The sequence below is a fragment of the Pseudomonas sp. NFX1 genome (assembly GCF_051123555.1).
GTDB classification, from domain to species: domain Bacteria; phylum Pseudomonadota; class Gammaproteobacteria; order Pseudomonadales; family Pseudomonadaceae; genus Aquipseudomonas; species Aquipseudomonas capeferrum.
In genome coordinates, this window is record NZ_CP169366.1 from 5874036 (window position 1) to 5899716 (window position 25681).

At 64.5% G+C, this 25681-nt stretch carries 16 protein-coding genes; 5 read left to right on the forward strand and 11 right to left on the reverse strand.

Annotated features, from left to right (window positions below):
• Window positions 1-111: 111 nt before the first annotated feature.
• The 3 genes from DJ563_RS26495 to DJ563_RS26505 all read right to left on the reverse strand — a co-directional run bounded on the left by DJ563_RS26495 (window position 112) and on the right by DJ563_RS26505 (window position 6206).
• Entirely contained in the window at window positions 112-2523 is a 2412-nt protein-coding gene (locus tag DJ563_RS26495) for a glucose/quinate/shikimate family membrane-bound PQQ-dependent dehydrogenase (protein WP_434518588.1), read from the reverse strand.
• Window positions 2524-2554: 31 nt separating this feature from the next.
• A complete protein-coding gene (locus DJ563_RS26500; protein WP_434518589.1) occupies window positions 2555-3889 on the reverse strand; it encodes a carbohydrate porin in 1335 nt (444 codons plus the stop codon).
• 265 nt (window positions 3890-4154) lie between these two features.
• Window positions 4155-6206: a TonB-dependent receptor gene (locus DJ563_RS26505; protein ID WP_434518590.1), complete on the reverse strand. Its 2052-nt coding sequence runs from the start codon at window positions 6204-6206 to the stop codon at window positions 4155-4157.
• A 165-nt stretch (window positions 6207-6371) separates the two neighbouring features.
• Between DJ563_RS26505 and DJ563_RS26510 the strand changes: the two genes are divergently transcribed.
• Both DJ563_RS26510 and DJ563_RS26515 read left to right on the forward strand, forming a co-directional pair.
• Window positions 6372-6593: a VF530 family protein gene (locus DJ563_RS26510; protein WP_274098511.1), complete on the forward strand. Its 222-nt coding sequence runs from the start codon at window positions 6372-6374 to the stop codon at window positions 6591-6593.
• 1 nt (window position 6594) lies between these two features.
• Complete coding sequence (locus DJ563_RS26515) at window positions 6595-7245, forward strand: Pr6Pr family membrane protein (RefSeq protein WP_274098512.1); 651 nt, start codon at window positions 6595-6597, stop codon at window positions 7243-7245.
• 46 nt (window positions 7246-7291) lie between these two features.
• On the opposite strand, the gene DJ563_RS26520 is transcribed toward DJ563_RS26515, so the two are convergent.
• The 3 genes from DJ563_RS26520 to DJ563_RS26530 all read right to left on the reverse strand — a co-directional run bounded on the left by DJ563_RS26520 (window position 7292) and on the right by DJ563_RS26530 (window position 11817).
• Window positions 7292-8053: a siderophore-interacting protein gene (locus DJ563_RS26520; RefSeq protein WP_434518591.1), complete on the reverse strand. Its 762-nt coding sequence runs from the start codon at window positions 8051-8053 to the stop codon at window positions 7292-7294.
• The gene (locus tag DJ563_RS26525; protein ID WP_434518592.1) at window positions 8050-8592 is read right to left on the reverse strand and encodes a PadR family transcriptional regulator; all 543 of its coding nucleotides are present in this window, start codon (window positions 8590-8592) and stop codon (window positions 8050-8052) included. Before DJ563_RS26525 ends, DJ563_RS26520 begins: the two co-directional genes overlap by 4 nt.
• Window positions 8593-8679: 87 nt before the next feature.
• Window positions 8680-11817 carry a biosynthetic peptidoglycan transglycosylase gene (locus DJ563_RS26530; RefSeq protein WP_274098514.1) on the reverse strand — a complete coding sequence of 1046 codons (3138 nt, stop codon included), beginning with the start codon at window positions 11815-11817 and terminating at the stop codon, window positions 8680-8682.
• A gap of 424 nt (window positions 11818-12241) precedes the next feature.
• Between DJ563_RS26530 and DJ563_RS26535 the strand changes: the two genes are divergently transcribed.
• Window positions 12242-13660, forward strand: a complete 1419-nt coding sequence (locus DJ563_RS26535) for an amino acid permease (RefSeq protein ID WP_274098515.1) — start codon at window positions 12242-12244, stop codon at window positions 13658-13660.
• A gap of 37 nt (window positions 13661-13697) precedes the next feature.
• On the opposite strand, the gene DJ563_RS26540 is transcribed toward DJ563_RS26535, so the two are convergent.
• Together DJ563_RS26540 and DJ563_RS26545 are read right to left on the reverse strand one after the other, a co-directional pair.
• The gene (locus DJ563_RS26540) at window positions 13698-15317 is read right to left on the reverse strand and encodes an FMN-binding glutamate synthase family protein (protein WP_274098516.1); all 1620 of its coding nucleotides are present in this window, start codon (window positions 15315-15317) and stop codon (window positions 13698-13700) included.
• A 126-nt stretch (window positions 15318-15443) separates the two neighbouring features.
• Window positions 15444-19727 (reverse strand): DEAD/DEAH box helicase, encoded by a 4284-nt coding sequence (locus tag DJ563_RS26545; protein WP_434518593.1) that lies wholly within the window; start codon window positions 19725-19727, stop codon window positions 15444-15446.
• Between the two features lie 129 nt (window positions 19728-19856).
• Between DJ563_RS26545 and DJ563_RS26550 the strand changes: the two genes are divergently transcribed.
• Window positions 19857-20270 (forward strand): NUDIX hydrolase, encoded by a 414-nt coding sequence (locus DJ563_RS26550; protein ID WP_274098518.1) that lies wholly within the window; start codon window positions 19857-19859, stop codon window positions 20268-20270.
• On the opposite strand, the gene metR is transcribed toward DJ563_RS26550, so the two are convergent.
• Window positions 20254-21171, reverse strand: a complete 918-nt coding sequence (gene metR / locus DJ563_RS26555) for a transcriptional regulator MetR (protein ID WP_033702687.1) — start codon at window positions 21169-21171, stop codon at window positions 20254-20256. The genes DJ563_RS26550 and metR overlap by 17 nt on opposite strands.
• Window positions 21172-21378: 207 nt before the next feature.
• On the opposite strand from metR, the gene DJ563_RS26560 reads away from it, so the two are divergent.
• Window positions 21379-22374: an alpha/beta fold hydrolase gene (locus DJ563_RS26560; protein ID WP_274098519.1), complete on the forward strand. Its 996-nt coding sequence runs from the start codon at window positions 21379-21381 to the stop codon at window positions 22372-22374.
• A 37-nt stretch (window positions 22375-22411) separates the two neighbouring features.
• Here the strand turns inward: DJ563_RS26560 and DJ563_RS26565 are convergent, their stop codons facing one another.
• Together DJ563_RS26565 and DJ563_RS26570 are read right to left on the reverse strand one after the other, a co-directional pair.
• Window positions 22412-23740, reverse strand: coding sequence for a sigma-54-dependent transcriptional regulator (locus DJ563_RS26565; RefSeq protein ID WP_434518594.1), 1329 nt, complete (start codon window positions 23738-23740; stop codon window positions 22412-22414).
• The gene (locus DJ563_RS26570) at window positions 23737-25641 is read right to left on the reverse strand and encodes a sensor histidine kinase (protein ID WP_156310215.1); all 1905 of its coding nucleotides are present in this window, start codon (window positions 25639-25641) and stop codon (window positions 23737-23739) included. The genes DJ563_RS26565 and DJ563_RS26570 overlap by 4 nt, the downstream gene beginning before the upstream one ends.
• Between the last annotated feature and the right edge of the window lie 40 nt (window positions 25642-25681).

Sequence of the window (25681 nt, forward strand, 5' to 3'; positions counted from 1 at the left end):
GGCGCGGGGGGATGGGTTTCAAGCTTCGCGTTAGAAGCTGCAAGCTCCAAAAAAAAACGGGGCCATGCAGGCCCCGCTTTCTCTTGTGGCTTGTAGCTTGCCGCTAGAAGCTTAGTCGGCGAGTTTGTAAGCGATGATGTAGTCACCCATCTTGGTGCCCAGCGAGCCGTGGCCGCCAGCGGTCACCAGCACATACTGCTTGCCGTCCTTGCCGCTGTAGGTCATCGGCGTGGCCTGGCCGCCGGCCGGCAGGCGGGCTTTCCACAGTTCCTTGCCGTTGTTGGTGTCGTAGGCACGCAGGTACTGGTCCAGGGTGCCGCTGAGGAAGCCGACGCCGCCAGCGGTGACGATCGAACCGCCCATGCTCGGTACACCCACCGGCAGGCCGATCGGCACCGGGGTGCTGTCACGGGTGGTGCCGTTCTTGTGCTTCCACACGACCTTGTTGGTGAACAGGTCGATGGCCGCCACATAGCCCCAGGCCGGCGCCTGGCACGGTACGCCCAGCGGCGACATGAACGGGTGCATGGTCACGGCATACGGTGCACCGGTGTTCGGCTGCACGCCGCTGGTTTCGCTCTCGCGCTTGCTGCCGGCGGCCACTTGCTCGCGCGGCACCATCTTCGACACGAACGCCATGTAGTTGGGCGAGGTGAACAGCAACTGGCGCACCGGGTCGACCGACACGCTGCCCCAGTTGAACACGCCGACGTTGCCCGGGTAGATCAGCGACCCCTGCTCGGACGGCGGGGTGTACTGGCCTTCGTAACGCAGTTCGCGGAACTGGATGCGGCACAGCATCTGGTCGAACGGCGTGGCGCCCCACATGGCCTGTTCGGTCAGCTCAGGGCCGAGCAGGTTGAGGTCGGAGCGGGCCTGGGTTGGCGAGGTGTGGTCGCCTTTCACCGCGCCTTGTGGCGTCGGGATTTCGCGGATCGGCACGATCGGTGTGCCGTCGCGGCGGTCCAGCACATACAGGCTGCCCTGTTTGGTCGGCACGATGATCGCCGGTTTCACGCCATCGGCGGTCTTCAGGTGGACCAGGGTCGGCTGGCTGCCGACGTCCATGTCCCACAAGTCGTGGTGGGTGAACTGGTAGTTCCAGCGGGCCTTGCCGGTGGCCAGGTCGAGGGCGACCACGCCAGCGCTGTACTTCTCGGCGCCCGGGGTGCGGTCGGCGCCCCACTGGTCTGGGGTCTGGTTGCCCAGCGGCAGATAGATCATGCCCAGGTTTTCATCGACGCTGGCGATCGACCACATGTTGGCCGAGTTGCGGCTGTACGTTTTGCCGGGTGCCAGTGGCTTGGTGTCGTCCGGGTTGTTGCTGTCCCAGTTCCACACCAGGTGGCCGTCGTGCACATCATAGGCGCGGATGACGCCGGACGGCTCGTTGGTCGACTCGTTGTCGGTAACATGGCCGCCGATAATCACCAGATCACGGGTGATCGCCGCAGGCGAAGTGGAATAGTAGCCACCAGCGGTGAACGGGCCGATACCGGTGGTCAGGTCGATCACGCCCTGGTTGGCGAAGCCTTCGCAGACCTTGCCGTTGTCGGCGTTGATGGCGATCAGGCGGGCGTCGGCGGTGGGCAGGTACAGGCGGCGCGGGCAGGACTGGGCGACGGCCTGGCCGGCGTCGGTGATTTTCGGTGCCGGGCTGCCGTCACGGCTGACGTAGTTGTTCTCGTCATAGTACGAGACGCCACGGCAGGTCATGTGGGCGAAGCCCTTGAAGGTGCCGACCGGGCTCTTGACCTGAGGGTCGTAGCGCCAGATTTCCGCGCCGGTGTCCGGGTCCAGGGCCAGCAACTTGCTGTGCGCGGTGCAGGCGTAGAGCATGCCGTTGACCTTCAACGGGGTGTTCTGGTTGGTCAGCTCCACCGGGTCGTTGTCGGTCGGCAGGTCGCCGGTACGGATGCGCCAGGCTTCTTCCAGGCGATAGGCGTTCTGCGGGGTGATCTGGCGCAGTGGCGAGTAGCGGTCGCCATGCTCGGTGCGGCCATAGGCCTGCCATTCGCCATCGGGCATGGCGGGCGCGGCACTGGCCATCTCGCTGCTCTCGCGGCCGATTTCGCCGAACACTTCACCGGGGTGGGTGAACTGGCTGCCCAGGGCACAGGCGCCAGAGGCGAGCACTGCGACGCCGAGCAGCGCGGTGTTGGCCTTGGCTGCCGGGCCAATCAGCGGGCGACGCGCCCATGGCAGCAGCAGGACCACGCCGATGGCGAACCAGATGGCCAGGCGCGGCACCAATTGCCACCAGTCAAGGCCCACTTCCAGCAATGCCCAGGCCGTGCTGCCGAGCAGCACCAGGCCATACAGCCCAAGGGCGATGCGTCGCTGGGCCAGCAGCAGGATGCCGGACAAGGCAAAGCCGATGCCTGCGATCAGGTAGTACAGCGATCCGCCCAGCTGGCTCAGCTTGATACCGCCAGCCAGCAGGGCCAGGCCCATCAGCAGCAGCAGCACGCCCAGAAGGCGCGGTAGCCAGCGGGTTCCATTCTTGGCACCGTCAGTGCTCATCGTAGGTTCTCCGTTAGGTCAAAAAGTGGGTTCAGAAACTGCTCTGGATCTTCAAGCCGCCGATCAGGGCGCCGTCCACCTGCGACACCCCGCCCGGATGGCGGATGTACTGCAGGTTGGGGCGCACCGTGAGCCAGTCGGCCAGGTGTATGCCGTAGTACAGCTCGGCGCTGTACTCGGTGTCCTGCACAGGCAGGAAACCAGGGTTGTCGTAGTCGTCGAGGCCGGCGGCCTGGTTGGCCAGGCGGGCGTTCTTGCGATAGGCCGGGTTGACGTGCACGCGGGCGAGGGCGAAGCCGATGTCGTCCTTGGCGCGGGCATCGAAGGGCCCTTTGTATACCAGTCCTGCCTGAACATAGTTGTCGATGGCATTGGTCTTCTTGTCGTGCAAAGTGGCGTTGGCGAACAGGCTCAGGCCGCGCGACTGGTCGGACGCCAGCGAGGTAACCTGCTGCTGGGCGCCGAGCCACATGCCGTGCTTGCTCGAACGGCTGCGGTAGGCGGCGCCACTGAGGGCGGCCGGCTGGCCGTTGCTGTCGTCGAGCACATCCTGTGCCTTGGCATTACTGTAGTAGTAGCCGGCGCGATATTCCCCTTTCAGGTCATTGACCCGAGGGCTCCACACCAATTCGATCGGCATGATCGCGCCCTGGGTGCCGCTGCCGCTGAGCTTGAAGCCGTTGCCCGATTCCAGGTTGGAGGGGTTCTGCTCGTACACGCCGACCTGGGCATACAGGGTGTCGGCCAGGTTGTAGCGCACGCGCAGGGCCCACTGGCTGACCGGCCAGTTGTACCAGATGCCGCCGACCCAGTTGCCCACCTGCGAGCCGCAGAAGGCCAGGTTCTGGAAGTCGCAGGGGAAGCTGTTGAAGTCTTCACCTTCACCGAAGCGGCCGAATTTGACGTCCAGCGCGCCGTCGAAATACTTCTGTTTGACCCACAGCTGCGTGAGCCGCCAGGTTTCACCACGGCCCCAGACTTCCTGGGCGGAGGTGAAGCCGCCGACGCGCGGGTCGTTGATACGGTCGTTGCTGATGTTGTCGCCGTGGCGCTCGGTGAGGGTCAGTTGGAACTCGGTGTCGTTCCAGCCGAAAATCTTCTGCAGGTCCAGGTGGCTGCCGAAGGTGAACTGGTCGCTGTAGCGCGCGGTGCGATCGTGGTCGTAACCACCGTGCAGGTTGCTGCCCATCTCGCCGGTGTAGCCGAGGGTGAAGTCGTAACCTTTGGCCTGCAATTCACTGCGGCTGCCGCCCCAGTCGCCCAGCATCCAGGGGGAATCGCTGGCGAACATTTCGCTGGCGCTGGTGGGGGCGGCGAGTGCGGTCAAGGCGAGGCCGATGTAACAGTTTTTGGGCAGCAGAAACATGAGATAGCGCTATCTTTTGATTATTGAACAAACGGCAAGGGCATCGAAGGGGCGAGCCCGTCAATGGAGATGGCAACAAGGTGGATTCGATGAAGCGATTCAGCTTGCGGCGGGGAGGATATAGGGGAAGTTGTAAGAAAAAAAGACAAATTGTCGCAGTTGATTGTTGTTGAACTTGTAACAGTGTCCCAGGCGGCACTGACTTTTGCCCACCCTGTGGGACCGTTTGACCCGCGAAGGGGCGCAAAGCGCCCCCCGGGGGACTTCAAAACGACGTACGCAACCCGACTTGCACACTGCGCCCAGGCGCTGGCGCGATGTCCCGCAGAATCGAACTGGCATAACGTACCGTCTGGTCCGTCAGGTTTTCACCCCGCACGAACGCCAGCCACTGGCTTTGCCCGATGTCGAAGCGGTAGCCCACGCTGGCGCCCAGCGTGGTGTAGCCATCGGTGCTGGTCTCATTGCCCGGCTTGCGATGTTGCGACGAGGCATGCTGCACATCGACCCGCGCCTGCCAACGATCCAGCTCCCAGACCAGGCCGCTGTTCAACCGCAGCGGTGCGATACGCGGCAGTGGCTCGCCACTGTCGAGGTTCTTGGCCCGGGTGTAGTCGCCGGACAGTTCCAGCGCGAAGCTGCCGTAACGGTTCTGCACCAGTTGCCAGCGGTCTTGCGCTTCGATGCCATAGAAGCGCGCGCGTACGCCCTGATACTGGTATTCCGGGAAGCCGCCGTGGTCATGATCGTGATCGTGATCATGGTCATCCTGGCCATGGTCGTGGTCATGGCCTTCACGCAGGTTGCCCGTACCGATCAGGCCAATGTAGTTGCGAAAGTGGCTGTAGAACACGCCGACACTGCCCTTGTGGGTGCCATTGTCGAAGCGCAGGGCCAGGTCGCCGGAAATGGCCTTTTCCTTGTTCAGGCTGGCATCGCCCACCTCAAAGGCCCCCGTGGCCACATGCGCACCGTTGGCATACAGCTCATAGAAGGTGGGGGCGCGCTCGGTGTAGCCCAGGTTGGCGGCCAATGACCATATGGGGTCGAGTTGATACACCGCCCCCGAAGACAGCCTGAAGGCATTGAAACTGCTGGCGCTATCTGCGGCGGCAAAGGTTTCGTTGCCCTTGGCATCTGGGTCGACCCGGGTGTGTTCCAGACGCGCGCCCAGGCTCAGGTTCAGGCGCTCGGTGGCCTGCCATTGTTCGAGCATGAACAGCGCCAGGCTGTCGGTATCGGTCTGCGGCACAAAAGCCTCCTCGCCCAGTGCCGAGAACTCGTTGCGGCTGACCTGGGCGCCGATCACCCCTTCAACGGGCCCGAGCGGCTGATGGCGTGCCTCGATGCGCGCTTCGTATCCCTTGTTCTTGAAGGTGGTGTGCACCTCGCCTTGTTCGATCTCGCGGTGTTCGTAGTCGGTATAACCGGCATCGACCTTGACCGAGCTGAATGGGCCGTCCAGGTCACGCAGTTCGGAGGCGAAACCATAGTGATCCTGTTGCATGTCCAGGCGTACGCCGGGTTCTGCCACCGAGCCGTAGTTGCTGTCATAGCGGCTGTAGGACAAGCCGGCATAACCGTGATCCCAGTGGTAGGCGCCGCCGATCGCACCGCCGTCCTGGCGCCCGTCGCTGTTCTCCAGGCGGTGCTTGCTGCCCGGCTCGTCGGCATTACGTATTTTAGAGCTGCGGGCGTAGCCGGGGATGCGCAGGTCGTTGAACTGGCGGCTGTTGGCGTCCAGGTGCAGGGCGAAGGCGCCGTTGCCGGCCTCCAGTTTGCCAGCGCTGCTGCGGGTGGTGTCGGCACCGCCATAACGCAGCTCGCCAGCGCCGTGGATGCCTTCGATGGGCGCATCGGGGATGCGGTTGTCGAACGTATTGACCACCCCGCCGATCGCATTGCCGCCATACAGCAGGGCGGCGGGGCCGCGGACGATTTCGACGCGCTCCACGGTCACCGGGTCGAGTGGCACGGCGTGGTCGTAGGACAGCGACGACGCATCCAGGGCGCCGACGCCGTTGCGCAGAATGCGAATGCGGTCGCCGTCCAGGCCGCGGATCACCGGGCGGCTGGCGCCTGGGCCGAACCAGGTAGAGGCGACACCGGGCTGTTTGTTCAGGGTTTCACCGAGGCTGCCTTGTTGCTGCTGCAGCAGGTCGTCGCCTTCGAGCACCGTGCTTGGGGCGGCCAACTGGCGGTTGCCCAGCGGGTTGGCGGTGATCACCTGAGGTTCGAGTTCAACGGCCTGGCTGGGGGATGAGGCCAGCCAGAGTGCGACGGCGAGGGGGGATAGGCGGAGCGGGATGTACAGCATGGGGATGGGGCGTTCCTTGGCAGAGGCTGTTGTAATGTAACTGTATAACATTGCTATTTCATCACAAGGGTTTTGCCTCTGGCCAGCGGTTTTTCAAGCGGCTTGAGGTTCCCCGGCCACTACACTCGTGTAAGGTGCGCACCTTTCCCACGCTGGAGCACTGGCATGAGCACGGCCCAACACAACGCGCTGCACGGCAAGACCCTGGAGCAGATCCTCACCGAGCTGGTGGCTCACTACCAATGGCAGGGCCTTGCCGAGCGCGTCGACGTGCGCTGCTTCAAGAGCAACCCGACCATCAAGTCGAGCCTGACTTTTCTGCGCAAGACCCCTTGGGCGCGGGAGAAGGTCGAGCTGCTGTACGTGAAGCTGCAGCGCAACGCCTGAGATGCGGCGCCACCCGTGGCTGAGCCTGGCCGCCGTGCTCGGCTGGTTCGGCCTGGCCGTGCAGGTCTACCTGGTATTGCTGGCGCGCTGGCAGGAGCAGGCCAGCCTGATCGGCGGCCTGGTCAACGTGTTCGGCTACTTCACCGTGTTGACCAACACCCTGGTGGCGACGGTGCTGAGTTATGCGGCGTTCGGCCGGGAGGGGCGCGCCAGGCGCTTCTTTCTGCTGCCGTCGGTGAGCTCTGCTGTAGCGGCCAGTATCGTGCTGGTGGCGCTGGCCTACAGCGTGCTGTTGCGCCACCTGTGGCAGCCCGAGGGCTGGCAATGGCTGGCGGACGAGTTGCTGCACGATGTGATGCCTGCGCTGTTCGTTGTGTACTGGTGGTTTGCCGTCCCCAAGGGCAGGTTGCGGCTGTGGCACTTGGCGGCCTGGGCGCTGTACCCGGCGCTGTATTTTGCCTATGCACTGTGGCGGGGGAGTGAGATTGGCGTGTATGCCTACCCGTTCATCGACGTGGCGAGCCTCGGGTATGGGCAGGTGATGCTCAATGCGCTGGGGGTGTTGGCGGGGTTCTGGGCGATTGGCCTGGTGCTGCTGGGCCTGGACAGGTGGCGCGGCCGCTCTGTCATGGAACAACCGCTAAATCATTGATTTAGCGGGGTTCTGGTGACTGCCAGGTTGTTTGCACCCGGGCCCATCACGCGTCGTCCGCAGTACCGTCGGCGCGCCAGTAGGCAGCCGCTTTCAGCGCATCTTCCTGCACGCCTTTCTCCAGCAACAGTGCCTTGGCCTGGCGGGTCAGGGCTTTTTCCAGGGCCACCCAACCGTACAGCCTGCCTTGCGGCAAGGTCAGGTTCTTCAGCAGCGCCAGCAGGTCTTCTTCCTGGCGCCGTACCCAGATCACGTCCACTTGTGCCTTGCTCGGCAGCGGCTGGCGCTCCTGTTCGTCTTCGATCTGGATCACCGCCAGCACCTGGCGCCCCGCAGGCAGTTCTTCCAGGCGCCGCCCGATTGCAGGAATCGCGGTTTCGTCACCGATCAGCAAGTAGCTGTCGAAGATGTCCGGTACCACCATCGAGGCCCGTGGGCCGGCGATGTTCAGGTACTGGCCCGGTGTAGCCTGGGCGGCCCAGGTGGAGGCAGGGCCATCACCGTGCAGGACGAAGTCAAGGTCCAGCTCATGGCCGACCAGGTCGATACGCCGTGGGGTGTATTCACGCATGGTGGGGCGTGCGCCACCTTCACGACCCAGATTGCGCGCTTCGATCGCTTGCTGTTGCTCCGGCGTTTCGGCAAACAGCAGCTTCACATGGTCGTCAGTGCCGACGCTGGTAAAGCCTTCCAGTTCCGCGCCCCCCAGGGTGATACGGCGCATGCGCGGGGTCAGGTCGGTGACGCGCAGCACTTCGAGGCGGCGTTGGCGTATCTCGTGGTTGACGCGGTGAATGGTGTCATTCATGGGGTGTTCTCCGAAAGAGGGTTGGCCGGCCCGGAGGCAATGGCCTTGGCAGTGGTGTTGAGCAGGTCGCGGACGCGCTCGATTTCTTCGGGTGTCCAGCGCCCGCTGTGCATGTGCAGGGCATGGCGCAGGTTGCCGACCGCCTCGTGGATCTCGGGTGGGCGGTCGTGGCCGCGCAGGGCGCGCTTGCTGACTTCGATGCGCATGCGCACGCCGTCAAGGGCCACAGCCTGTTCGGCCAGGGCGTTGCGGCCGGCATCGGTGATGACATAGAGGCGTTTGCTGCCTTGGGCCTGGCCGCTGATCAGCTCGGCTTCCTCAAGGAAGTTGAGGGTCGGGTAGATGACGCCGGGGCTTGGGCTGTAGCTGCCGTCGAACTGGTTCTCGATCTGGCGGATCAGGTCGTAACCGTGGCCAGGTTGCTCAGCCAGCAAGGCCAGCATCAGCAGCTTGAGGTCGCCGGGGGCGAATACGCGTGGGCCGCGTTCGCCGCGGCCGGGGCGTCGCTCGAAAGGGTCGTGGGGTGAATGCTCGCGCATGATCATGGGCTCCGTCTTGTGCGATATATCTTAAGATATTACTCAAGATATATCTAAAGACAAGCCCTAGATGCAGATGATTATCAACTAAATAGTCGATGGGTTATTCCCATGCACGGCTACCTGGGGCACTTTGCACTCATTCGGGTTGCCCGGTTGCAGGTACGGCATGAGGATCGGTGCCATGCCCTTGAGCACCTGCACCGGCAACGCCGAGGTGAATTTGAAGGCTTCCGCCGTGCGCCCTGGCACGAATGCGGTCAATGTGCCGAAGTGGTTATCGCCCAGGAAGAACACGAACGTGGCGGTACGGTTCAGCGAACGCGAGCCGATCAAGCGGCCGCCAGCGCCGAAGCTTTCGATGCGGTTGTCGCCAGTCCCGGTCTTGCCGCCCATCACCAGCGGCGTACCGTCTTGCAGCTTGAAACTGCCGGAAATACGCCGCGCGGTACCCGCGTCGACCACTTGCGACATGGCCCCTTTGAGTGCGCGTGCCACCTCCACCGGCAAGATCCGTTGGCCACGGTCCGGGTCACTCACCAGCTTGGTCTCGTAGGGCGTGTTGTCGGCGAAGTGCAGGGTATCGATGCGCAACGTGGGCAGGCGCACGCCGTCGTTCTGGATGATGCCGACCAGCTCGGAGAGGGCGGCCGGGCGGTCGCCCGAGCTGCCGATGGCGGTGGCCAGTGACGGCACCAGGTGGTCGAACGGATAGCCCACGCGCTTCCAGCGTTGGTGGATGTCGAGGAACGCTTCGATCTCGACCATGGTGCGGATGCGGCTGTCGCGGGCGCCCTGGTGACGGCTCTTGAACAACCAGCCGTACACCTCCTGGCGTTCGAAGCGGCTGGCATTGACCATTTCGGTCAGCGTCGAGCTTGGGTGCTTGAGCAGGTAGCCGAGCAGCCACAGGTCGAGGGGGTGGACCTTGGCGATGTAACCCTGGTCGGGCAAGTCGTACTTGCCTGGGCCGTAGGCGTCGTACATTTCCGACAGGCGACCGTCGGTGAGTTTGCCCAGGGCGATCTTGTCGTCCTTGCTGTGGGCGCGCACAAATGCATTGAAGGTTTCCTGGCCGGCTTCGGGGAACAGGTAACGGTGCACTGCCGCCAGGCGCTGTGGGGTCACGCGCATGCTGTCGAGGAAGGTGTCCAGGCGCTGCTGCGAGGTCTTGCGCTGGTACTTTTTCCAGAACCGCATCAGGTAGTTGGTGCCTTCCTTGTCGGCGAAACGGGCCAGGTATTCCTGCCGGCGTGGGTCGGCGTCGTCCTTGAGCAGCGGTACCCGATTGAACGGCTGCTGGTAGGTGACGTAGCGCACCACGTCGCGCATCAGCCGGATGAACGGCAGGTTGATCGACTCGCGCAGGGCAATCTTCAGGGTCGGGTTGCGGCCGTTGTCTTCCTTGCGGAAGTTGTTGAACACGTGCATGCCGCCCCCAGTGAAGAAGGCTTCGCCGGTATTGGCCGAATATTTGCGTTCCAGGGCGGCATCGAGCATCGCATCGAGGTTCTGGTTTTTGCTGTTTTGCATCAGCCATTCCAGCGACCACTGGGTGATACGGTCCAGTTCGGCCACCTCGACCTTTTTCAGCTCGGCGGCAGGCTTGCCGGCATACTTGTCGTGCAATTCGGCAATGATCTCAAGGTAGGTGGTGAGCACCCGCAGCTTGGCGGTAGAACCCAACTCCAGCTTGCTGCCTTCGTTGATGTCGAAGGGCTGGTCGGTGCTGTCGGTCTGCACCCGCACCCGCGAGCCGTCTTCGGTGCGCTCGAACAGCGTGAAGCTGTAGCGCACCTGGTCGGTGGTCTTGGCAGTCAGCAGGCGCTCGCCGATCAGCCCGATCTGTGCCGCAAACTCGGGGTCGGAGAGGTTTTTCAGGTACTGGCTGACCTGCATTTGCAGGTCAGCCTGCAAGGTGCTGGTGGCCGACAGGTCGAGGCGGTCGAGGTCGTACAGCGGGCGGTTGAGCATGGCCGCCAGGCGATTACGGGCCAGGCTGATGCCTTTGTTGGTGATGATCGGAACGATGGTCGGTTGCGCCACCCAGTCGCGATACACCGCCTTGCTGGCCAGCGCCGCGTCGGCCAGCGGCTGGTCGATGACTTGGTTGGCGGCGAGTACGCGAACATGCGAGTCGGTGAGTTCGGCCAGTTCGACCCGGCCTTTGGACAGGTAATGCGAGGGGCGGCGCTGGGCGATCATCAACGACAGTACCTGGCGCAGGGCCAGGCCACGCGCGGCGAGGCTTTCAGGGTCTTGGGCGGTCGAGGTCAGGGCCTGGTTGACCTGGTCGAAATCGGCGCCGTACCACACCCGCAGGCCCTCAGCCATGCCATGCACTTCGCCGTGGCCCGGCACCGCCGAAAGCGGCACGCTGTTGAGGTAGTCACGCACGATGCGCTGGCGCGCCTCGGTGGTGTCCGGGCCGCCTTGATAGGCACGCACGCTGGCAGAGATCATCTGGCGAATCTTTTCGGCACCGGAAACGGTCAGGCCGTCCGGTGAGTGGCGGTATTTCTCCAGCTGCGTCGCCAGGGTACTGCCGCCAGCCGACTGGCCGGGCAGGGCAAAGTACTTGGCCACTTGGCTGTAGGCCGCCTTGGCGAAGCGCGGCCAGTCGACCGCAGGGTTGTTGCGCGGGTCCTTGGTGTCGAGCAGGTCGCGGTTTTCGATAAACAGCAGGCTGTTGACGATCACCGGCGGGATCGCCGCAAAGTCCGGGTACAGGTGTTGCGGGTAGTTGTACTGGTAGAGCGTGTCGCCACGGCAGTCGGTGATCGACAGGCCGGCCTGGATCTTCTCGATATAGGGGGCGAACAGGCCGTGATCGACGTAGTCCATCAACGCTGGCGAGAACTTTACCTGTTCGCTGATCAGGTAGTCGCGCTTGAGCAACCGCGGCAGGAATTCGCCTAGCGCGCTGTAGCCCAGGCGTTTGTCGAAGGGGCCTTCACCGGGGTAGACGATGGCATCGCTGGGCCCTGGCTGCAGCGAATAGGTCAGGGTGGTGGCCAGTTTGCTGAATTCCCGCGATTGCAGGTTGGAGGTGCGGAATTCGTCATAGGCGGCAAAGCCGAGGGCGATGATGGCCACCAGCAGGATGAGGATGATCAGCCGCCACCAGAGCCGACGCTGACGTGGGGACTTTACAGGTGGCGTCTCGGCCGGAGGGGTTGCGGGTGCTTCCGTTCTGGTTGGTTCCGATTGCCACAGTGCGCCCATAGTCTTCAATCCGGCCAGGTATTTTCGTCTTGCTTGTCTGAAGCTTAGACGTTGACCGGGTTAGGTGAAAAATTTGTAAGAGGGCGAGAAAAGTGGCGTAGGGATATGCGGCTTTGGTGTGGGTTTCGGGGGGAGGCGATGTTGCTAAGGTGGCTACAGGATTTTTACGGCGGCTTCGCAGCCCTTGTCGCGACTCAAGGCCGCGCCCACAGGGGCGAGATTTCTCGCCGAATTTCCCCGTTTATACAGTGAAAATCCCTACAGGGAGCTTCCTATACTGCTCGCCCCCTTCGCCCTGCCGGACGCTCTACGCCGGCACACGGGCCGGCCCACGAGGCCAGCCCGGCAAGTCTACGCCCCGCCTATCGGCGCGGCCGGTGCTGCACGAAGGTCAAATCCAATAACAAAATGAGGTTGTATTGCTATGCCCGTCGGCAACCACCCTGCCCACGCCGAGACCGCCCAGGGCGGCCCTCTGAAGCGTGAACTTGGCGAACGGCACATCCGTCTGATGGCGCTGGGCGCCTGTATCGGTGTCGGTCTTTTCCTCGGTTCGGCCAAAGCCATCGAAATGGCCGGCCCAGCCATCATGCTGTCCTACATCATTGGTGGCCTGGCCATCCTGGTGATCATGCGCGCCCTCGGCGAGATGGCCGTGCACAACCCCGTTGCCGGCTCGTTCAGCCGCTATGCCCAGGATTACCTTGGCCCGTTGGCGGGCTTTCTCACCGGCTGGAACTACTGGTTCCTGTGGCTGGTGACCTGCGTGGCGGAAATCACCGCCGTGGCCATCTACATGGGCATCTGGTTCCCCGACGTACCCCGCTGGATCTGGGCCTTGGCGGCGCTGGGCAGCATGGGCGCGGTCAACCTGGTGGCGGTCAAGGCGTTCGGTGAATTCGAGTTCTGGTTCGCCCTGATCAAGATCGTCACCATCATTGCCATGGTCCTGGGCGGTATCGGCATCATTGCCTTCGGCCTGGGCAACGACGGCGTGGCCATGGGTATCTCCAACTTGTGGAGCAATGGCGGTTTCATGCCCAACGGCGTGACCGGCGTGCTGATGTCGCTGCAGATGGTGATGTTCGCCTACCTGGGCGTGGAAATGATCGGCCTGACCGCCGGCGAAGCACGCAACCCGCAAAAAACCATTCCGCAGGCCATCGGTTCGGTGTTCTGGCGCATCCTGCTGTTCTACGTAGGGGCGTTGTTCGTGATCCTGTCGATCTACCCGTGGAACGAGATCGGCAGCCAGGGCAGCCCGTTCGTCATGACCTTCGAACGCCTTGGTATCAAGACCGCTGCCGGCATCATCAACTTCGTGGTCATCACTGCAGCACTGTCGTCGTGCAACGGCGGTATCTTCAGCACCGGTCGCATGCTCTACAGTTTGGCGCAAAATGGTCAGGCCCCGGCCACCTTTGCCCGCACCTCGAAAAACGGCGTGCCGCGCAATGCGCTGCTGCTGTCGATCGGCGCGCTGCTGCTGGGCGTGCTGGCCAACTACCTGGTGCCGGAAAAGGTCTTTGTCTGGGTGACGTCGATCGCTACCTTCGGCGCGATCTGGACCTGGGTGATGATCCTGCTGGCGCAGCTGAAGTTCCGCGCCGGGCTCACCACTGCCGAGCGCAAGGCGCTGAAATACCGCATGTGGCTGTGGCCACTGAGCTCCTACCTGGCACTGGCCTTCCTGGTGCTGGTGGTAGGCCTGATGGCGTACTTCGAAGACACCCGCGTGGCGCTGTACATCGGCCCGGCGTTCCTGGTGTTGCTGACCGCCTTGTACTACACCTTCCGCCTGGCGCCGAAGCAAGTGCAAGGGGTGGCGAGCACCGCGTCCTGATCTGAAATACTGGGGCCGCAAAGCGGCCCCAGGCATGTCAGGCCGCTACCTCGCTGTTAGGCTCGAAGCTGTCCGCCCGGGCCATCTGCCACATCCGCGAATAGAACTGCCCATCCACCTCACCGGTCAGCAACTCCCCCGGTTTGAGGAATACATGCATCTGCGAGAACAGCTTGATCTCGGTGGCCGATACCCGTCGCACCAGGTGCTTGGCTTCCAATTGTGCCGGGTGTTCCAGGCCGGCTGCGGCGAGCATTTCGGCCAGGGCGCGCAGGGTGTTGTGGTGGAAGTTCAATACCCGCTGGGCCTTGTCCGGCACCACCAGTGCGCGCTGGCGCAACGGGTCCTGGGTGGCCACACCGGTCGGGCACTTGTTGGTATGGCAGCTCTGCGACTGGATGCAACCAATCGCGAACATGAAGCCACGCGCTGCGTTGGCCCAGTCGGCGCCGATGGCCAATACGCTGGCGATGTCGAAAGCACTGACGATCTTGCCACTGGCACCGAGCTTGATCTTGTCGCGCAGGTTCAGGCCGACCAAGGTGTTATGCACGAACAGCAAGCCTTCGCGCAGCGGCACGCCGATATGGTCGGTGAACTCCACCGGCGCCGCGCCCGTGCCCCCTTCCTTGCCGTCGACGACGATGAAATCAGGGAGGATGCCGGTTTCCAGCATGGCCTTGGCGATGCCCATGAACTCCCACGGGTGGCCCAGGCAAAACTTGAAGCCCACCGGCTTGCCGCCGGACAGCTCGCGCAACTGGGCAATGAACTGCATCATTTCAATCGGCGTCGAGAAGGCGCTGTGGCGCGACGGCGAAATGCAGTCCTCGCCCATGAGGATGCCGCGGGTTTCGGCAATTTCCTGGGTCACCTTGTGCTTGGGCAGGATGCCGCCGTGGCCGGGCTTGGCGCCTTGGCTCATCTTGATTTCGATCATCCGTACCTGGGGGGTACGTGCCTGGGCGGCGAAGCGTTCCGGGTCGAACCGCCCGTCTGCAGTACGGCAGCCAAAGTAGCCGCTGCCCAGCTCCCACACCAGGTCGCCACCGTGTTCACGGTGGTAGGGGCTGATGCTGCCTTCGCCGGTGTCATGGGCGAAGTTGCCCAGCTTGGCGCCTTCGTTCAGGGCGCGGATGGCGTTGGCGCTGAGTGAACCGAAACTCATCGCCGAAATGTTGAAGATCGACGCCGAATACGGCTGGCTGCACTGCGGCCCGCCGACGACGATGCGAAAACCTGCTGGGTCGGTCAGCGGTGCCGGGCGCATGGAGTGGCCGATAAATTCGAAGCCGGACTGGTAGACGTCGATCAGGGTGCCGAAGGGTTTGTCCGAGGCTTCGTTCTTGGCCCGGGCATACACCAGCGAGCGCTGGGCGCGGGAGAAGGGCAGGGCGTCGCTGTCGGCTTCGAGCAGGTACTGGCGGATTTCCGGGCGAATGCCCTCGACCAGGTAGCGGATGTTGCCGAGGATCGGGTAGTTGCGGCGGACTGCATGGCGCTTTTGCAGCAAGTCGAACACGCCGATCAGGCTGAGTACGGCAGTGGTCAGGGTGAAGGGCCACAACCACTCGTGGTGGGTGAACGGCAGGCTCGCCAGGGTGAACAGTACACAGGCGGCGAAGAAGGCGTAGCGGCTGAGAAGTGACAGGCTCATACGGGGTCCTTGCGATGGCGCGGTCAGGCTCAGGGGCCTGGGGCAAACCCCGACCATAGCCCGGTTGGGCGGTAGTGAAAATGAAAATCGGGGTATCGAAAATCATTCGCACAACGGGCTGGTTGCTCAGTCCTGCTGCTTGAGTAACAGCCGGTGGCGCCAGGCCTGCTGTTCTTCCAACGACGCGTCGATGAGGAATTGGTATCGCCCGGCAACCCGCATCGCTACGGGTACCCCATCGCGGTACAGCAAGCGATTGCCGCTCACGGCCGGTACCTTGGCCCCCGGCAGTAGCGAGCCCACCAGGTTCAGCGGGTCGCTTGCACTGACCATCACCAGGGCGCCCTCCGGCTCACGCCGTCGCACTTGCCGCAACAGGCCTACCGCCTCCGGCAAGGCGAACTGCTCGCCGGCCAACCCGGCGATAAACCGCCCGCCACGAATTTCGCCGCGGGCTTCCAGCCGGTGATAACAGCGCAGCAACGCTCGCCACGGGGGCAGCACATCGCTCTCGCGTTCCAGCAGTCGCCAGCAGATCACCCCGTAGCGGCGCAGCAGGGTGCGGGCAATGTGTTCCAGGCGCTGGTCGTCGTCCAAGCTGGCGGCACCGCGCCGCAACAACGCCCAGCGCCCGGCGTGGGCCATGCTGCTCGAAAACGGCGCATGGCCGCGGCGGCTGTGGCGTGGCGCGCGTTTGGCCGCTGGTGTGATCAGGCTGCGCAGGCCGGTGAAGCTGTCGGCGCCGACCAGGCCTGAGCCCACCAGCTCCTGCAGTGCCGTTTCCAGCTCACTGGGCAACAGGTGCGCCTCTTTGGCCAGTTCATCGAAGAACAGCGCACCTTCCGTTTTCAGCGCTTCATGCACACGTTGCGCGCGCGGGCCTAGCGCCTCAGGGCAAGGGGCTGGCGCGAGGCTGCGCCAGGTATTGAGCTGGTCCCGGGGCAACAACACCAGCGGGGTGCTCGCCAAGGTGCTGCTCGACTGCGTCGCTGCCAGGCGGCTCCAGGCGAACTGCCCGCTGCGGCACGCGTCGTCGAGCCAGTGCGGGCTGTAGTCCTTGATCCGCGCAGGCAACAGCTCGGCTTCCCAGGCACCCGCAGCACTCGGAAACCCCTGCAGTTGGCCCAGTACCTCGGCCACCGCCTGCGGCCCGCGCAGGCGTTCGTCTGCGGCCAGGTGCTGCCAATCGAACAGAAAGCGCATGAAGTCCTGCAGGCTGACCGGTTCTATCTCCCGGCGCAGGCGTTTGACCGTGTAGCGGTGGATGCGCGCCAGCAAGTGGCGCTCGCACCACTGCAGGTCGTGTGCACCTGGGCTGAAATGGCCGCGCAGCACATAGCCTTCGCTTTCCAGGCGAGCCAGGGCCTGCTCGATGTCCGGGAGGGGTTTGCCCAAGGGTGTGGCGATCTGCGCCAAGGTCTGCGGGCCGTGACCTCCCAGACGGGCGCGCAGCAGCTCGCTCAGCGCAGTGTCGGCGTCGATGGCCTGATCAAAGCCGGGCAGCAGGTTCAAGGCAGGCTCTGTGGCTGCACCCGGATACAGCGCCTGCAGCAGGTTCAGGCGCTCACGGGCCAGCCAGAGCTGTCGATCGGGCAGGTGCAAGGCTCGGCCTGCCTTGGCCAGTTGCCGCAGCAGCAGGGCCCAACTGGCGTTGGCCTGGGCTTCAGGCTGGGTGATGGCGCCCAGGCTCATCAACGCCTCGTGCATCTCATCGGCGTTGACCGGTTGCGGCCAGGCCTCATCTTCCACGGCGCGGATGGCGTCGGCGTCCAGCGCGCCAAGATCATCGCCACTGCGCACGTCGCTCCAGCGTCGGTTGAGTACTGCCTGAGTTCGGCGTTCTTCCAGCGGCGCATCGTCCAGAAACGCGTAGGGCCTGGCGTTGAGAATGGCCGAGGCCAGCGGTGACGGTGCCGGCAGGTCGCGGCTGAGCATGCGCACCTCGCCGCTCTCCATACGCCGCAGCAGGGCCAGCCAGCCTTCGCTGTCCATGGCTTCGTGCAGGCAGTCGTCGAGGGTCTGTTCGACCAGCGGATGATCGGGGATCTGCCGTTCGCCGACGATGTTTTCCAGGCAGGCGACCTGGTCGGGGAACACCGACGCAATCAGGTCTTCGCTTTTCATCCGCTGGATCTGCGGGGCCACCTTGCGCCCACCGACGAAGCGCGGCAAGGCCATGGCCACGGCAGCGTTCCAGCGCCAGCGCACACCGAACAGCGGCGCGTCGAGCAGGGCCTGGATGAGGACCTGTTCGGCACTGCGGCTGGTCAGGTAGCGCCACACTTCGTCCAGGGCGAAACTGTGGCTGGTGGACAGCGACAGCACGATGGCATCTTCGCTGGCCGCCGCTTGCAGCTCGAAATTGAACGTGCGGCAGAAGCGCTTGCGCAGGGCCAGGCCCCAGGCGCGGTTGATACGGCTGCCATAGGGCGAGTGGATGATCAGCTGGGTGCCGCCGGACTCGTCGAAGAAGCGCTCCATGATCAGCGTCTGTTGCGAGGGCAGGGCGCCCAGTACTGCCCGCGTGCGCCCCAGGTAATCGAGCAACTGGCTGGCGCTGTCTTCGCCCAGTTCGAAGGTACGCTGCAGCCATTGCAGCAACGTAGCGCTATCGGCACCCGGCAACCCCAGCCGCTCGTCGATGCGTGCCTGCAAGCGGGCGACCGCTGCTGACAGCTCATCGCTGCGCCCCGGCGCTTCCCCCAGCCAGAACGGAATAGTGGGCGGCAGGCCATGGGCGTCCTCGACCCGCACGCGGCCAGGTTCGACCCGCAGGATCCGGTACGAGGCATTGCCCAACTGGAAAATATCGCCGGCAATGCTTTCTACCGCGAAATCTTCGTTGACGCTGCCGATGCTCAGCGCCTGGGGTTCGAGCAGCACGGCGTAGTCGGCGGTCTCGGGGATGGTGCCGCCACTGGTCAATGCGGTCAGCTGGCTGCCGCGACGGCCGCGCAAGGTGCCGCTCACCGCGTCGCGGTGCAGGTAGGCGCTACGGATGCCTTGGCGGCCGTTGTAGCCCTCGGCAAGCATGCTCAGCAGCGCCTGGTAGTGCTGCGCGTCGAGTTCGGCGTAGGGCGTTGCCTGGCGCAGGCAGTCGAACAGCGCCTGCTCCAGCCACGGCTGGTTGCTGGCTTCGGCGACGATTTGCTGGGCCAGTACATCCAGGGGGGCCTTGGCGATGTGCAGCTGGTCGAGCTCGCCTCGGCGCACACAGTCGAGCAGGGCCGTGCATTCGATCAGGTCGTCCCGCGAAGTCGGGAACAGCCGACCTTTGGGAATGCCCTCGACCTGGTGGCCCGAGCGGCCGACACGTTGCAAAAAGGCTGCGATCGAACCTGGCGAGGCGATCTGGCAGACCAGGTCGACATCGCCGATATCGATGCCCAGCTCCAGCGAAGCCGTGGCCACGAGCACCTGCAACTGGCCCTGCTTCAGGCGCTGTTCGGCGTCCAGGCGCAGTTCCTTGGCCAGGCTGCCGTGGTGCGCGGCCACAGCTTCTTTGCCCAGGCGGTCGCTGAGGTGGCGGGTCAGGCGTTCGGCCAGGCGCCGGGTGTTGACGAAAACCAACGTCGTGCGGTGTTCGCGGGCCAGGGTTGCCAGGCGGTCGTAGACCAGGTTCCACACGTCGGTGGCCATCACCGCACCCAGGGGCACTGGTGGTACTTCCAGGGCCAGGTCGCGCGTGCGTGCGTGGCCGATGTCGACGATCGCACAGGGGCGCTGATGCCCCACCAGAAACTGCGCCACGCGCTCCACCGGCCGCTGGGTGGCGGACAGGCCGATGCGCCGCAAGGGCCGTTCGGCGAGGGCTTGCAGGCGCTCCAGGGTCAGCGCCAGATGGGCGCCGCGTTTGTTGCCGGCCAGGGCGTGAATCTCATCGACAATCACCGTGTGCACACTGGCAAGGCCGGCACGGCCCGAGGCCGAGCCCATCAGCACATAGAGTGACTCTGGCGTGGTCACCAGGATGTGCGGGGCGAGCTTGCGCATGGCTGCACGTTCTTTTTGCGGCGTGTCGCCAGTGCGCACGGCGGTGGTGATACGGGGCGCTTTCAGGCCCTGGTCTTCGAGCGCCTGGCTGATGCCTTCGAGCGGGGCCTGCAGGTTCAGGCGAATATCGTTGGACAGGGCCTTGAGCGGCGAGACGTAGACCACCTGCGTCTGTGCAGGCAGTTCGCCGCCGTGTTCAAGGCCTTGGCGGAACAGCTCATCGAGCACCGCGAGGAAGGCGCTCAAGGTCTTGCCCGAACCGGTCGGCGCGGCCAGCAGCATCGATTCACCGGCGTGAATCAATGGCCAGGCACGGGCCTGGGCGTCGGTGACCGTGGCGAAGTGGCGACGGAACCAGGTGCCGACGGCGGGGTGGAACAGTGCGAGCACCGGGTGCTGTTGGGCGGGCAGGTTCATGTGTTGGTTATGGAGGGTCGGCGGCGGGTTGGCAAGGGGCCGTTCGTCTGTGCGTGGGGGAGGCTGCCTGTGCTTGTCTGGCCATGAGCCCCATGGGATGCTCTCTGGCTTTGCCTGTGAGCCCATCCCATGACCAAGACCATCCGCATTGCCGCCGCCCTGCTGATCGACCCCCAGGGCCGCACCCTGCTGGTCCGCAAACGCGGCACCCAGGCCTTCATGCAGCCTGGGGGCAAGATCGATGCAGGGGAAACGCCGGTGGCCGCACTGGTACGCGAACTGCACGAAGAGTTGGGCCTGCGCATCGACCCCGCCCAGGCCATCCCCCTGGGCCGCTTCAGCGCCCCGGCGGCCAACGAGCCAGGCCATGAGGTGCAGGCCGAGCTGTTTCGGGTCGACAGTGCCGAGGCCGTGGTCCCAGCAGCAGAAATCGAAGAAGTGGTCTGGTTGGCCGCCGACCAGGCGCCCGCTCTTGAGCTGGCACCATTGACCCGCGACTTGATCCTGCCGCTCTACCGCAAAGCGGTCAGCGTACCGCGCTGACCCCGTCCAGGGTGGCGAACGAGGTGTCCTTGGCGGTCAACAGGAAGTCGCGCATGTACGGTGCATCGAGCATGTCGGTGCGCACGGCCGCATAAAGCGTGGCGAACAGGCCCTTTTCGCCCAGGCGCTTGCCCTTCACATAGCCGCGCGAGCTGTACTCGTGCAGCGCCCAGTGCGGCATGCCGCACACCCCGCGGCCGCTGGCGACCAGTTGCATCATCATCACGGTCAGCTCGGAGGTGCGCACGGCGGCCGGTTCGATGTCGGCCGGCTCCAGGAAGCGGGTGAAGATGTCCAGGCGGTCGCGTTCCACCGGGTACGTGATCAAGGTCTGGTCGAGCAGGTCCTGCGGCACGATGTAAGGCTTGCTGGCCAGCGGATGCTGGTTGGCGACGGCGATCATGGCTTCGTAGGTGAACAGTGGTACGTAGGTGATACCGGCCAGGTCCAGCGGGTCGGAGGTGACCACCAAGTCCAGGTCACCCCGGGCCAGGGCTGGCAGCGGGGCGAAGGCGAACCCTGAGGCCAGGTCCAGCTCCACTTCCGGCCAGGCATCGCGGAACTGGTCGATGGTCGGCATCAGCCATTGGAAGCAGCTATGGCATTCGATGGCCATGTGCAGGCGCCCGGCGGTGCCGCCGGCCAGGCGGGCGATGTCACGCTCGGCGCCGCGCAGCAGCGGCAAGGTGGCATCGGCCAGTTGCAGCAGGCGCAGCCCGGCGCTGGTAAAGCGGATCGGCTTGGTCTTGCGCACGAACAGCGGCAGGCCAAGGCGCTCTTCGAGCTCCTTGAACTGGTGCGACAGGGCTGACTGCGTCAGGTGCAGGCGCTCGGCGGCCTCCACCAGGCTGTCGGACTCGCGCAGGGCATGAAGGGTTTTCAGGTGGCGAATTTCAAGCACAGCGACTTTCCATTGGGAATACGGGAGGAAACGGGGTAGTCGTTGAGTCTGGCTCAAGTTGGCCTGGCTGTCATCAGGGTTTACGTGTGTTGCCACACTGACCGCCTGGCGAGGTTCACGAAATTGTCATTGAACTGTGGCAGCGCGCTTGAATGATTTTCATCAGACTCGCGCTCTACTGGGGATCTGCATTCTGGTGTTTCTTTCATGCGGGCTTTTCTGCTGTTTTTATTCTTCCTTGTCAGCGTGCCGGCGAGTTTCGCCGAGCAGCGCTGCGACGTTCACGTGGCGGCTCAGCGGGCGGAGCTGGGTGAGCTGAGCCTGGTCTACCAGAGCGTAGGTGCAGCCCGAGACCCGGCACTGCTGCTGGTCATGGGCCTGGGCGGGCAACTGATCCACTGGCCGGACGACGTGGTCGAGGCCTTGTGCCGCCAGGGGTTTCGGGTCATTCGCTATGACAACCGCGATGTTGGCCTGTCACGCTGGAACCAACTGCCCCCTTCCGCCAACCTGACCGTCGAGCTGCTGCGCTACAAGCTGGGCTTGCCAGTCGCCGCGCCGTATACGCTGACCGACATGGCCGGGGATGGGCTGCGCCTGATGGACTCACTGGGCATAGACCAATTTCATGTGCTGGGGGTCAGCATGGGGGGGATGATCGCGCAGCACCTGGCGGCGATGGCGCCGGAGCGGGTGCGTAGCCTGACGCTGGTGATGTCCAGCTCGGGGGCCGCAGGGTTGCCCGCGCCAGATCCGGCCCTGGTGCAGTTGCTGGCCCGGCGCAGTGCGCCGAACCGCGAGGTGGCCATCGAACAGCAGGCTGATTTGCTGGCAGCCCTGGGCAGCCCCGAGGTGCACGATGACCGTGCGGCGTTGATGCAACAGGCGGCCGTGGCCTATGACCGGGCGTTCAACCCTGAGGGTGCCAAGCGCCAGATCATGGCGATCCTTGCCGAACCGAGCCGGGTAGCGCTGCTCAACCAGTTGCGCGTGCCGACACTTGTGGTGCATGGCACGGCCGACCCCTTGTTGCCGGTGATGCATGGGGTGCACCTGGCAGCGCATATCCAGGGTAGCCAGTTGCGCTTGATACCGGGGTTGGCGCACCGCTTCCAGGAGCCGTTCAAGGCGCCGTTGCTGGGGGCGGTGCTGCCTTACCTGCAGTCACACCGGCAGGACGCGACGCATATCGCAGGCCTTTAAGAGCGGTTTTGTCCGCGAAGAGGGCGACGCCGATCTTTCAGCCCAGCCCGTACTTTTTCACTTTGTCGAACAGCGTGGTCTTGGCCATGCCCAGCTCCTGGCTGGCCTGGCTGAGGTTGCCGCCGGTGCGCTGCAGGGCATCGCTGAGCAGGTTGCGCTCGAAAGCCTCAACGGCTTCGGAAAAGCCCAGCCCCTGGCTGGCGCCACCACTCGGGCCTTTCTTGAACGCCGGCAGGCCCAAGGCATAACGCTCGGCCACGTTGCGCAGTTCGCGCACGTTGCCGGGCCAGTCATGGGCCATCAGCCGCGACAGGGTCTGGCTGTCCAAGGTCGGCGTTTCGCGGTCGAAGCGCAGGGCCGATTGCTGCAGGAAGTGTTCGAACAGTTGCAGGATGTCTTCGCGGCGTTCGCGCAGTGGCGGTAGTTCCAGCGTCACCACGTTCAGCCGGTAGTACAGGTCGCTGCGAAACTGCCCGTTCTGGCCCATGGCATCGAGGTCGGCCTTGGTCGCGGCGACCACCCGGCAATCCACCGCAATGCTCTGGTTCGAGCCCAGCCGTTCCAGGGTGCGCTCCTGCAACACCCGCAGCAGTTTGATCTGCAGGTTGATCGGCATGCTTTCGACTTCGTCGAGGAACAGCGTGCCGCCGTTGGCGTGTTCGATCTTGCCGATTCGGCGTTTGCCCGCACCGGTGAAGGCGTTGGCTTCGTGGCCGAAGATCTCGCTTTCGAACAGGTTCTCGGGCAGGCCCCCGCAGTTCAGGGCCACGAAGGGCTGGCCCTGGCGGCGGCTGAAGTCGTGGAGGCAGCGGGCGACCAGTTCCTTGCCGGTGCCGGTCTCGCCTTCGATCAGCACGTTGGCCGAGGTGTCGGCCACATTGGCGATCAACTCGCGCAGCTGCTCCATGGCGGCCGAGCGGCCAATGATGCGACCCTCCAGGCTGCTCTGTTCGGCCAGTTGGCGGCGCAGGGCCACCACTTCGCGGGAAAGGCCGCGATGTTCGAGGGCGCGGCGCACCACATCGACCAGGCGCTCAGGCGAGAAGGGTTTCTCCATGAAGTCATAGGCGCCATTGCGCATGGCGCCGACCGCCATGTCGATGTCGCCATGGCCGGTGATCAGCACCACGGGCAGGCTGCGGTCGCGGGCTTTGAGGCGGTTGAGCAGTTCGAGGCCGTCGATGCCCGGCAAGCGGATATCGCTGACGACGATGCCGGCGAAGTCGTCGCTGATGCGTTCCAGGGCCTGTTCGGCGCTGCCGACCCCTTCACAGGCGATGTCTTCCAGCGCCAGCGCCTGCTGGCAGCCGAGCAGCACATGCGGGTCGTCTTCGACGATCAGGACGGTAAGAGGCGCTTGGTTCATGGGTGCTCCGCCGGTTCGCTAGGGGGGGATACCAGGGGCAGGGCCAGGACAAAGGCCGTGCCGCCACTGGCGGGGTGCTCGACGTTCAGGCTGCCCTTGGCGGCGGCAGCAAGGCTCGCCGACAAGGTCAGGCCCAGGCCCAGGCCATGTTCGCCGGGTTTGGTGGTGAAGAAGGGTTCGAACAGGTGCTTGCGCGCCTCGGCGTCGATGCCATGGCCATTGTCGCGCACCCGCAGGCGATATTTGTCGCCCTGCAGTTCGCCTTCCAGCCACAGCTCTGGCAGGGGCTGGGTGGCCATGGCGTCGAGGGCGTTGCCGATCAGGTTGACCAGGATCTGCTCCAGGCGGGTCTGGTCAATGGCCAGTTGCTGGTCTTCGAACTGATGGTGCAACTGCAAGTGGCAGCCACTGATACGGTTGGCCAGCACCTGCAATGAAGCGTCCACTGCCTTGGCCAGCGACGCCTGGCCACTGTCGTCGCCACGGCGGGCGAACGAACGCAGGCTGGCGGTGATGCGGCCCATGCGATCAATCAGGTCGTTCATGGTGCGCAGGTTGGTGCTGGCCGTTTCCAGTGCGCCGCGTTCGAGGAAGCGCACGGTGTTGCCCGACAAGGTGCGCAACGCGGCCAAGGGCTGGTTGAGTTCGTGGGCGATGCTGGTGGACATCTGCCCGATGGCGGCCAGCTTGCCTGCCTGGACCAGCTCGTCCTGGGCGTGGCGCAGGGTTTGCTCGGCATGCCGACGCTCGCGGATCTGCCCCTTGAGCCGTTCATTGCTGGCGCGCAGGTCGGCGGTGCGCTCGGTGATACGCCGTTCGAGCTGGCTGTTGGCTTCCTGCAGTGCCTCGCGGGCGGCCAGGCGGGTAGCGATGACCTTGCGCCGCTCATTCCAGGCGATACCCAGAATCGCCAGCAGGGCGAATGCCACCCCAACCAGGATGCCCTGCACCATGGACTCACGGCGCAGGTCCTGCAGCGGGGTGAGCAGGGTGAAATGCCACGGGGTATCGACCAGGCGCCGGGTTTGTGCCAGGTACGCCACTTCATGGGCCTTGCCCTGAACCGTTTCGCTGTTGGCCGGGAAGGTCAGCTTCTCGACGCCATCGGCCAGGGTTTCCCGCGCCAGTGGTTGCAGCTCGTTCAACGGCCACCAGTAATACTGCAGGCTGCGCGCCAGGCGCTCTTTGATTTGCGGGGTCAGCGGGCGCACCGATTTCAGGCGCCGCGCCGGGTCACTGGAGAGGATGATGATACCGTTTTCGTCACTGACGAAAGCCTCCAGGCGGGCCCGTTGCCAGCGCTCCTCAAGGGTGTCCAGGCGCACCTTGATCACCGCCACGCCAATGATCTTGCCGTGTTCTTCCAGCCCGTGGGCCAGGTAGTAGCCAGCCTCGCCGGTGGTGCTGCCGATGCCGTAGAAGCGCCCGGGTTCGCCGCGCACGGCCGTCTGGAAATAGGCCCGGAACGACAGGTCTTCACCGAGGAACGAATCGGCATCGCGCCAGTTGCTGGTGGCCTGCACCCGGCCATTGGTGTCGAGGACGAAGATCGCCCGGCTGCGGCTGCGCCGATTCAAACCTTCGAGGTATTCGTTGACGGCCTGGCGGGAGCCGCCGTCAGGGTCGGTGAGCAGGTGCGAGACGCTGTCTTCAAGCTCCAGCAGGCTGGGCAGGTAGGTGTACTTGCTGATCTCGCTTTCGACCGTGCGCGCGTGCAGCTCCAGCTGACGTTCACCGTTTTCGCTCAAGGTGCGGATGCCGTTGCTCTCGCTGACCAGGTAACCGGCCAGCCCCAAGCCGACCATCAGCAGGATGATCAAAGGCGGCAACAGCAATTGGCGGATCAGGCGGGAATTCACGGCAGGCTTGGCAGGGAGCAGTAGCGAAGGGTCGCATTTCATCACAGTGGCCTTGTCACGACCAGCTTCCGCTGCCCGGAGG

Coding starts and splice junctions, on each gene's coding strand:
- DJ563_RS26515 (WP_274098512.1), top strand. CDS start 6,595: ATGCGGCGCCACCCGTGGCTGAGCCTGGCCGCCGTGCTCGGCTGGTTC.
- DJ563_RS26520 (WP_434518591.1), bottom strand. CDS start 8,053: ATGAATGACACCATTCACCGCGTCAACCACGAGATACGCCAACGCCGC.
- DJ563_RS26570 (WP_156310215.1), bottom strand. CDS start 25,641: ATGAAATGCGACCCTTCGCTACTGCTCCCTGCCAAGCCTGCCGTGAAT.
- DJ563_RS26550 (WP_274098518.1), top strand. CDS start 19,857: ATGACCAAGACCATCCGCATTGCCGCCGCCCTGCTGATCGACCCCCAG.
- DJ563_RS26525 (WP_434518592.1), bottom strand. CDS start 8,592: ATGCGCGAGCATTCACCCCACGACCCTTTCGAGCGACGCCCCGGCCGC.
- DJ563_RS26535 (WP_274098515.1), top strand. CDS start 12,242: ATGCCCGTCGGCAACCACCCTGCCCACGCCGAGACCGCCCAGGGCGGC.
- DJ563_RS26495 (WP_434518588.1), bottom strand. CDS start 2,523: ATGAGCACTGACGGTGCCAAGAATGGAACCCGCTGGCTACCGCGCCTT.
- DJ563_RS26545 (WP_434518593.1), bottom strand. CDS start 19,727: ATGAACCTGCCCGCCCAACAGCACCCGGTGCTCGCACTGTTCCACCCC.
- DJ563_RS26560 (WP_274098519.1), top strand. CDS start 21,379: ATGCGGGCTTTTCTGCTGTTTTTATTCTTCCTTGTCAGCGTGCCGGCG.
- DJ563_RS26530 (WP_274098514.1), bottom strand. CDS start 11,817: ATGGGCGCACTGTGGCAATCGGAACCAACCAGAACGGAAGCACCCGCA.
- DJ563_RS26500 (WP_434518589.1), bottom strand. CDS start 3,889: ATGTTTCTGCTGCCCAAAAACTGTTACATCGGCCTCGCCTTGACCGCA.
- DJ563_RS26510 (WP_274098511.1), top strand. CDS start 6,372: ATGAGCACGGCCCAACACAACGCGCTGCACGGCAAGACCCTGGAGCAG.
- DJ563_RS26505 (WP_434518590.1), bottom strand. CDS start 6,206: ATGCTGTACATCCCGCTCCGCCTATCCCCCCTCGCCGTCGCACTCTGG.
- DJ563_RS26540 (WP_274098516.1), bottom strand. CDS start 15,317: ATGAGCCTGTCACTTCTCAGCCGCTACGCCTTCTTCGCCGCCTGTGTA.
- DJ563_RS26565 (WP_434518594.1), bottom strand. CDS start 23,740: ATGAACCAAGCGCCTCTTACCGTCCTGATCGTCGAAGACGACCCGCAT.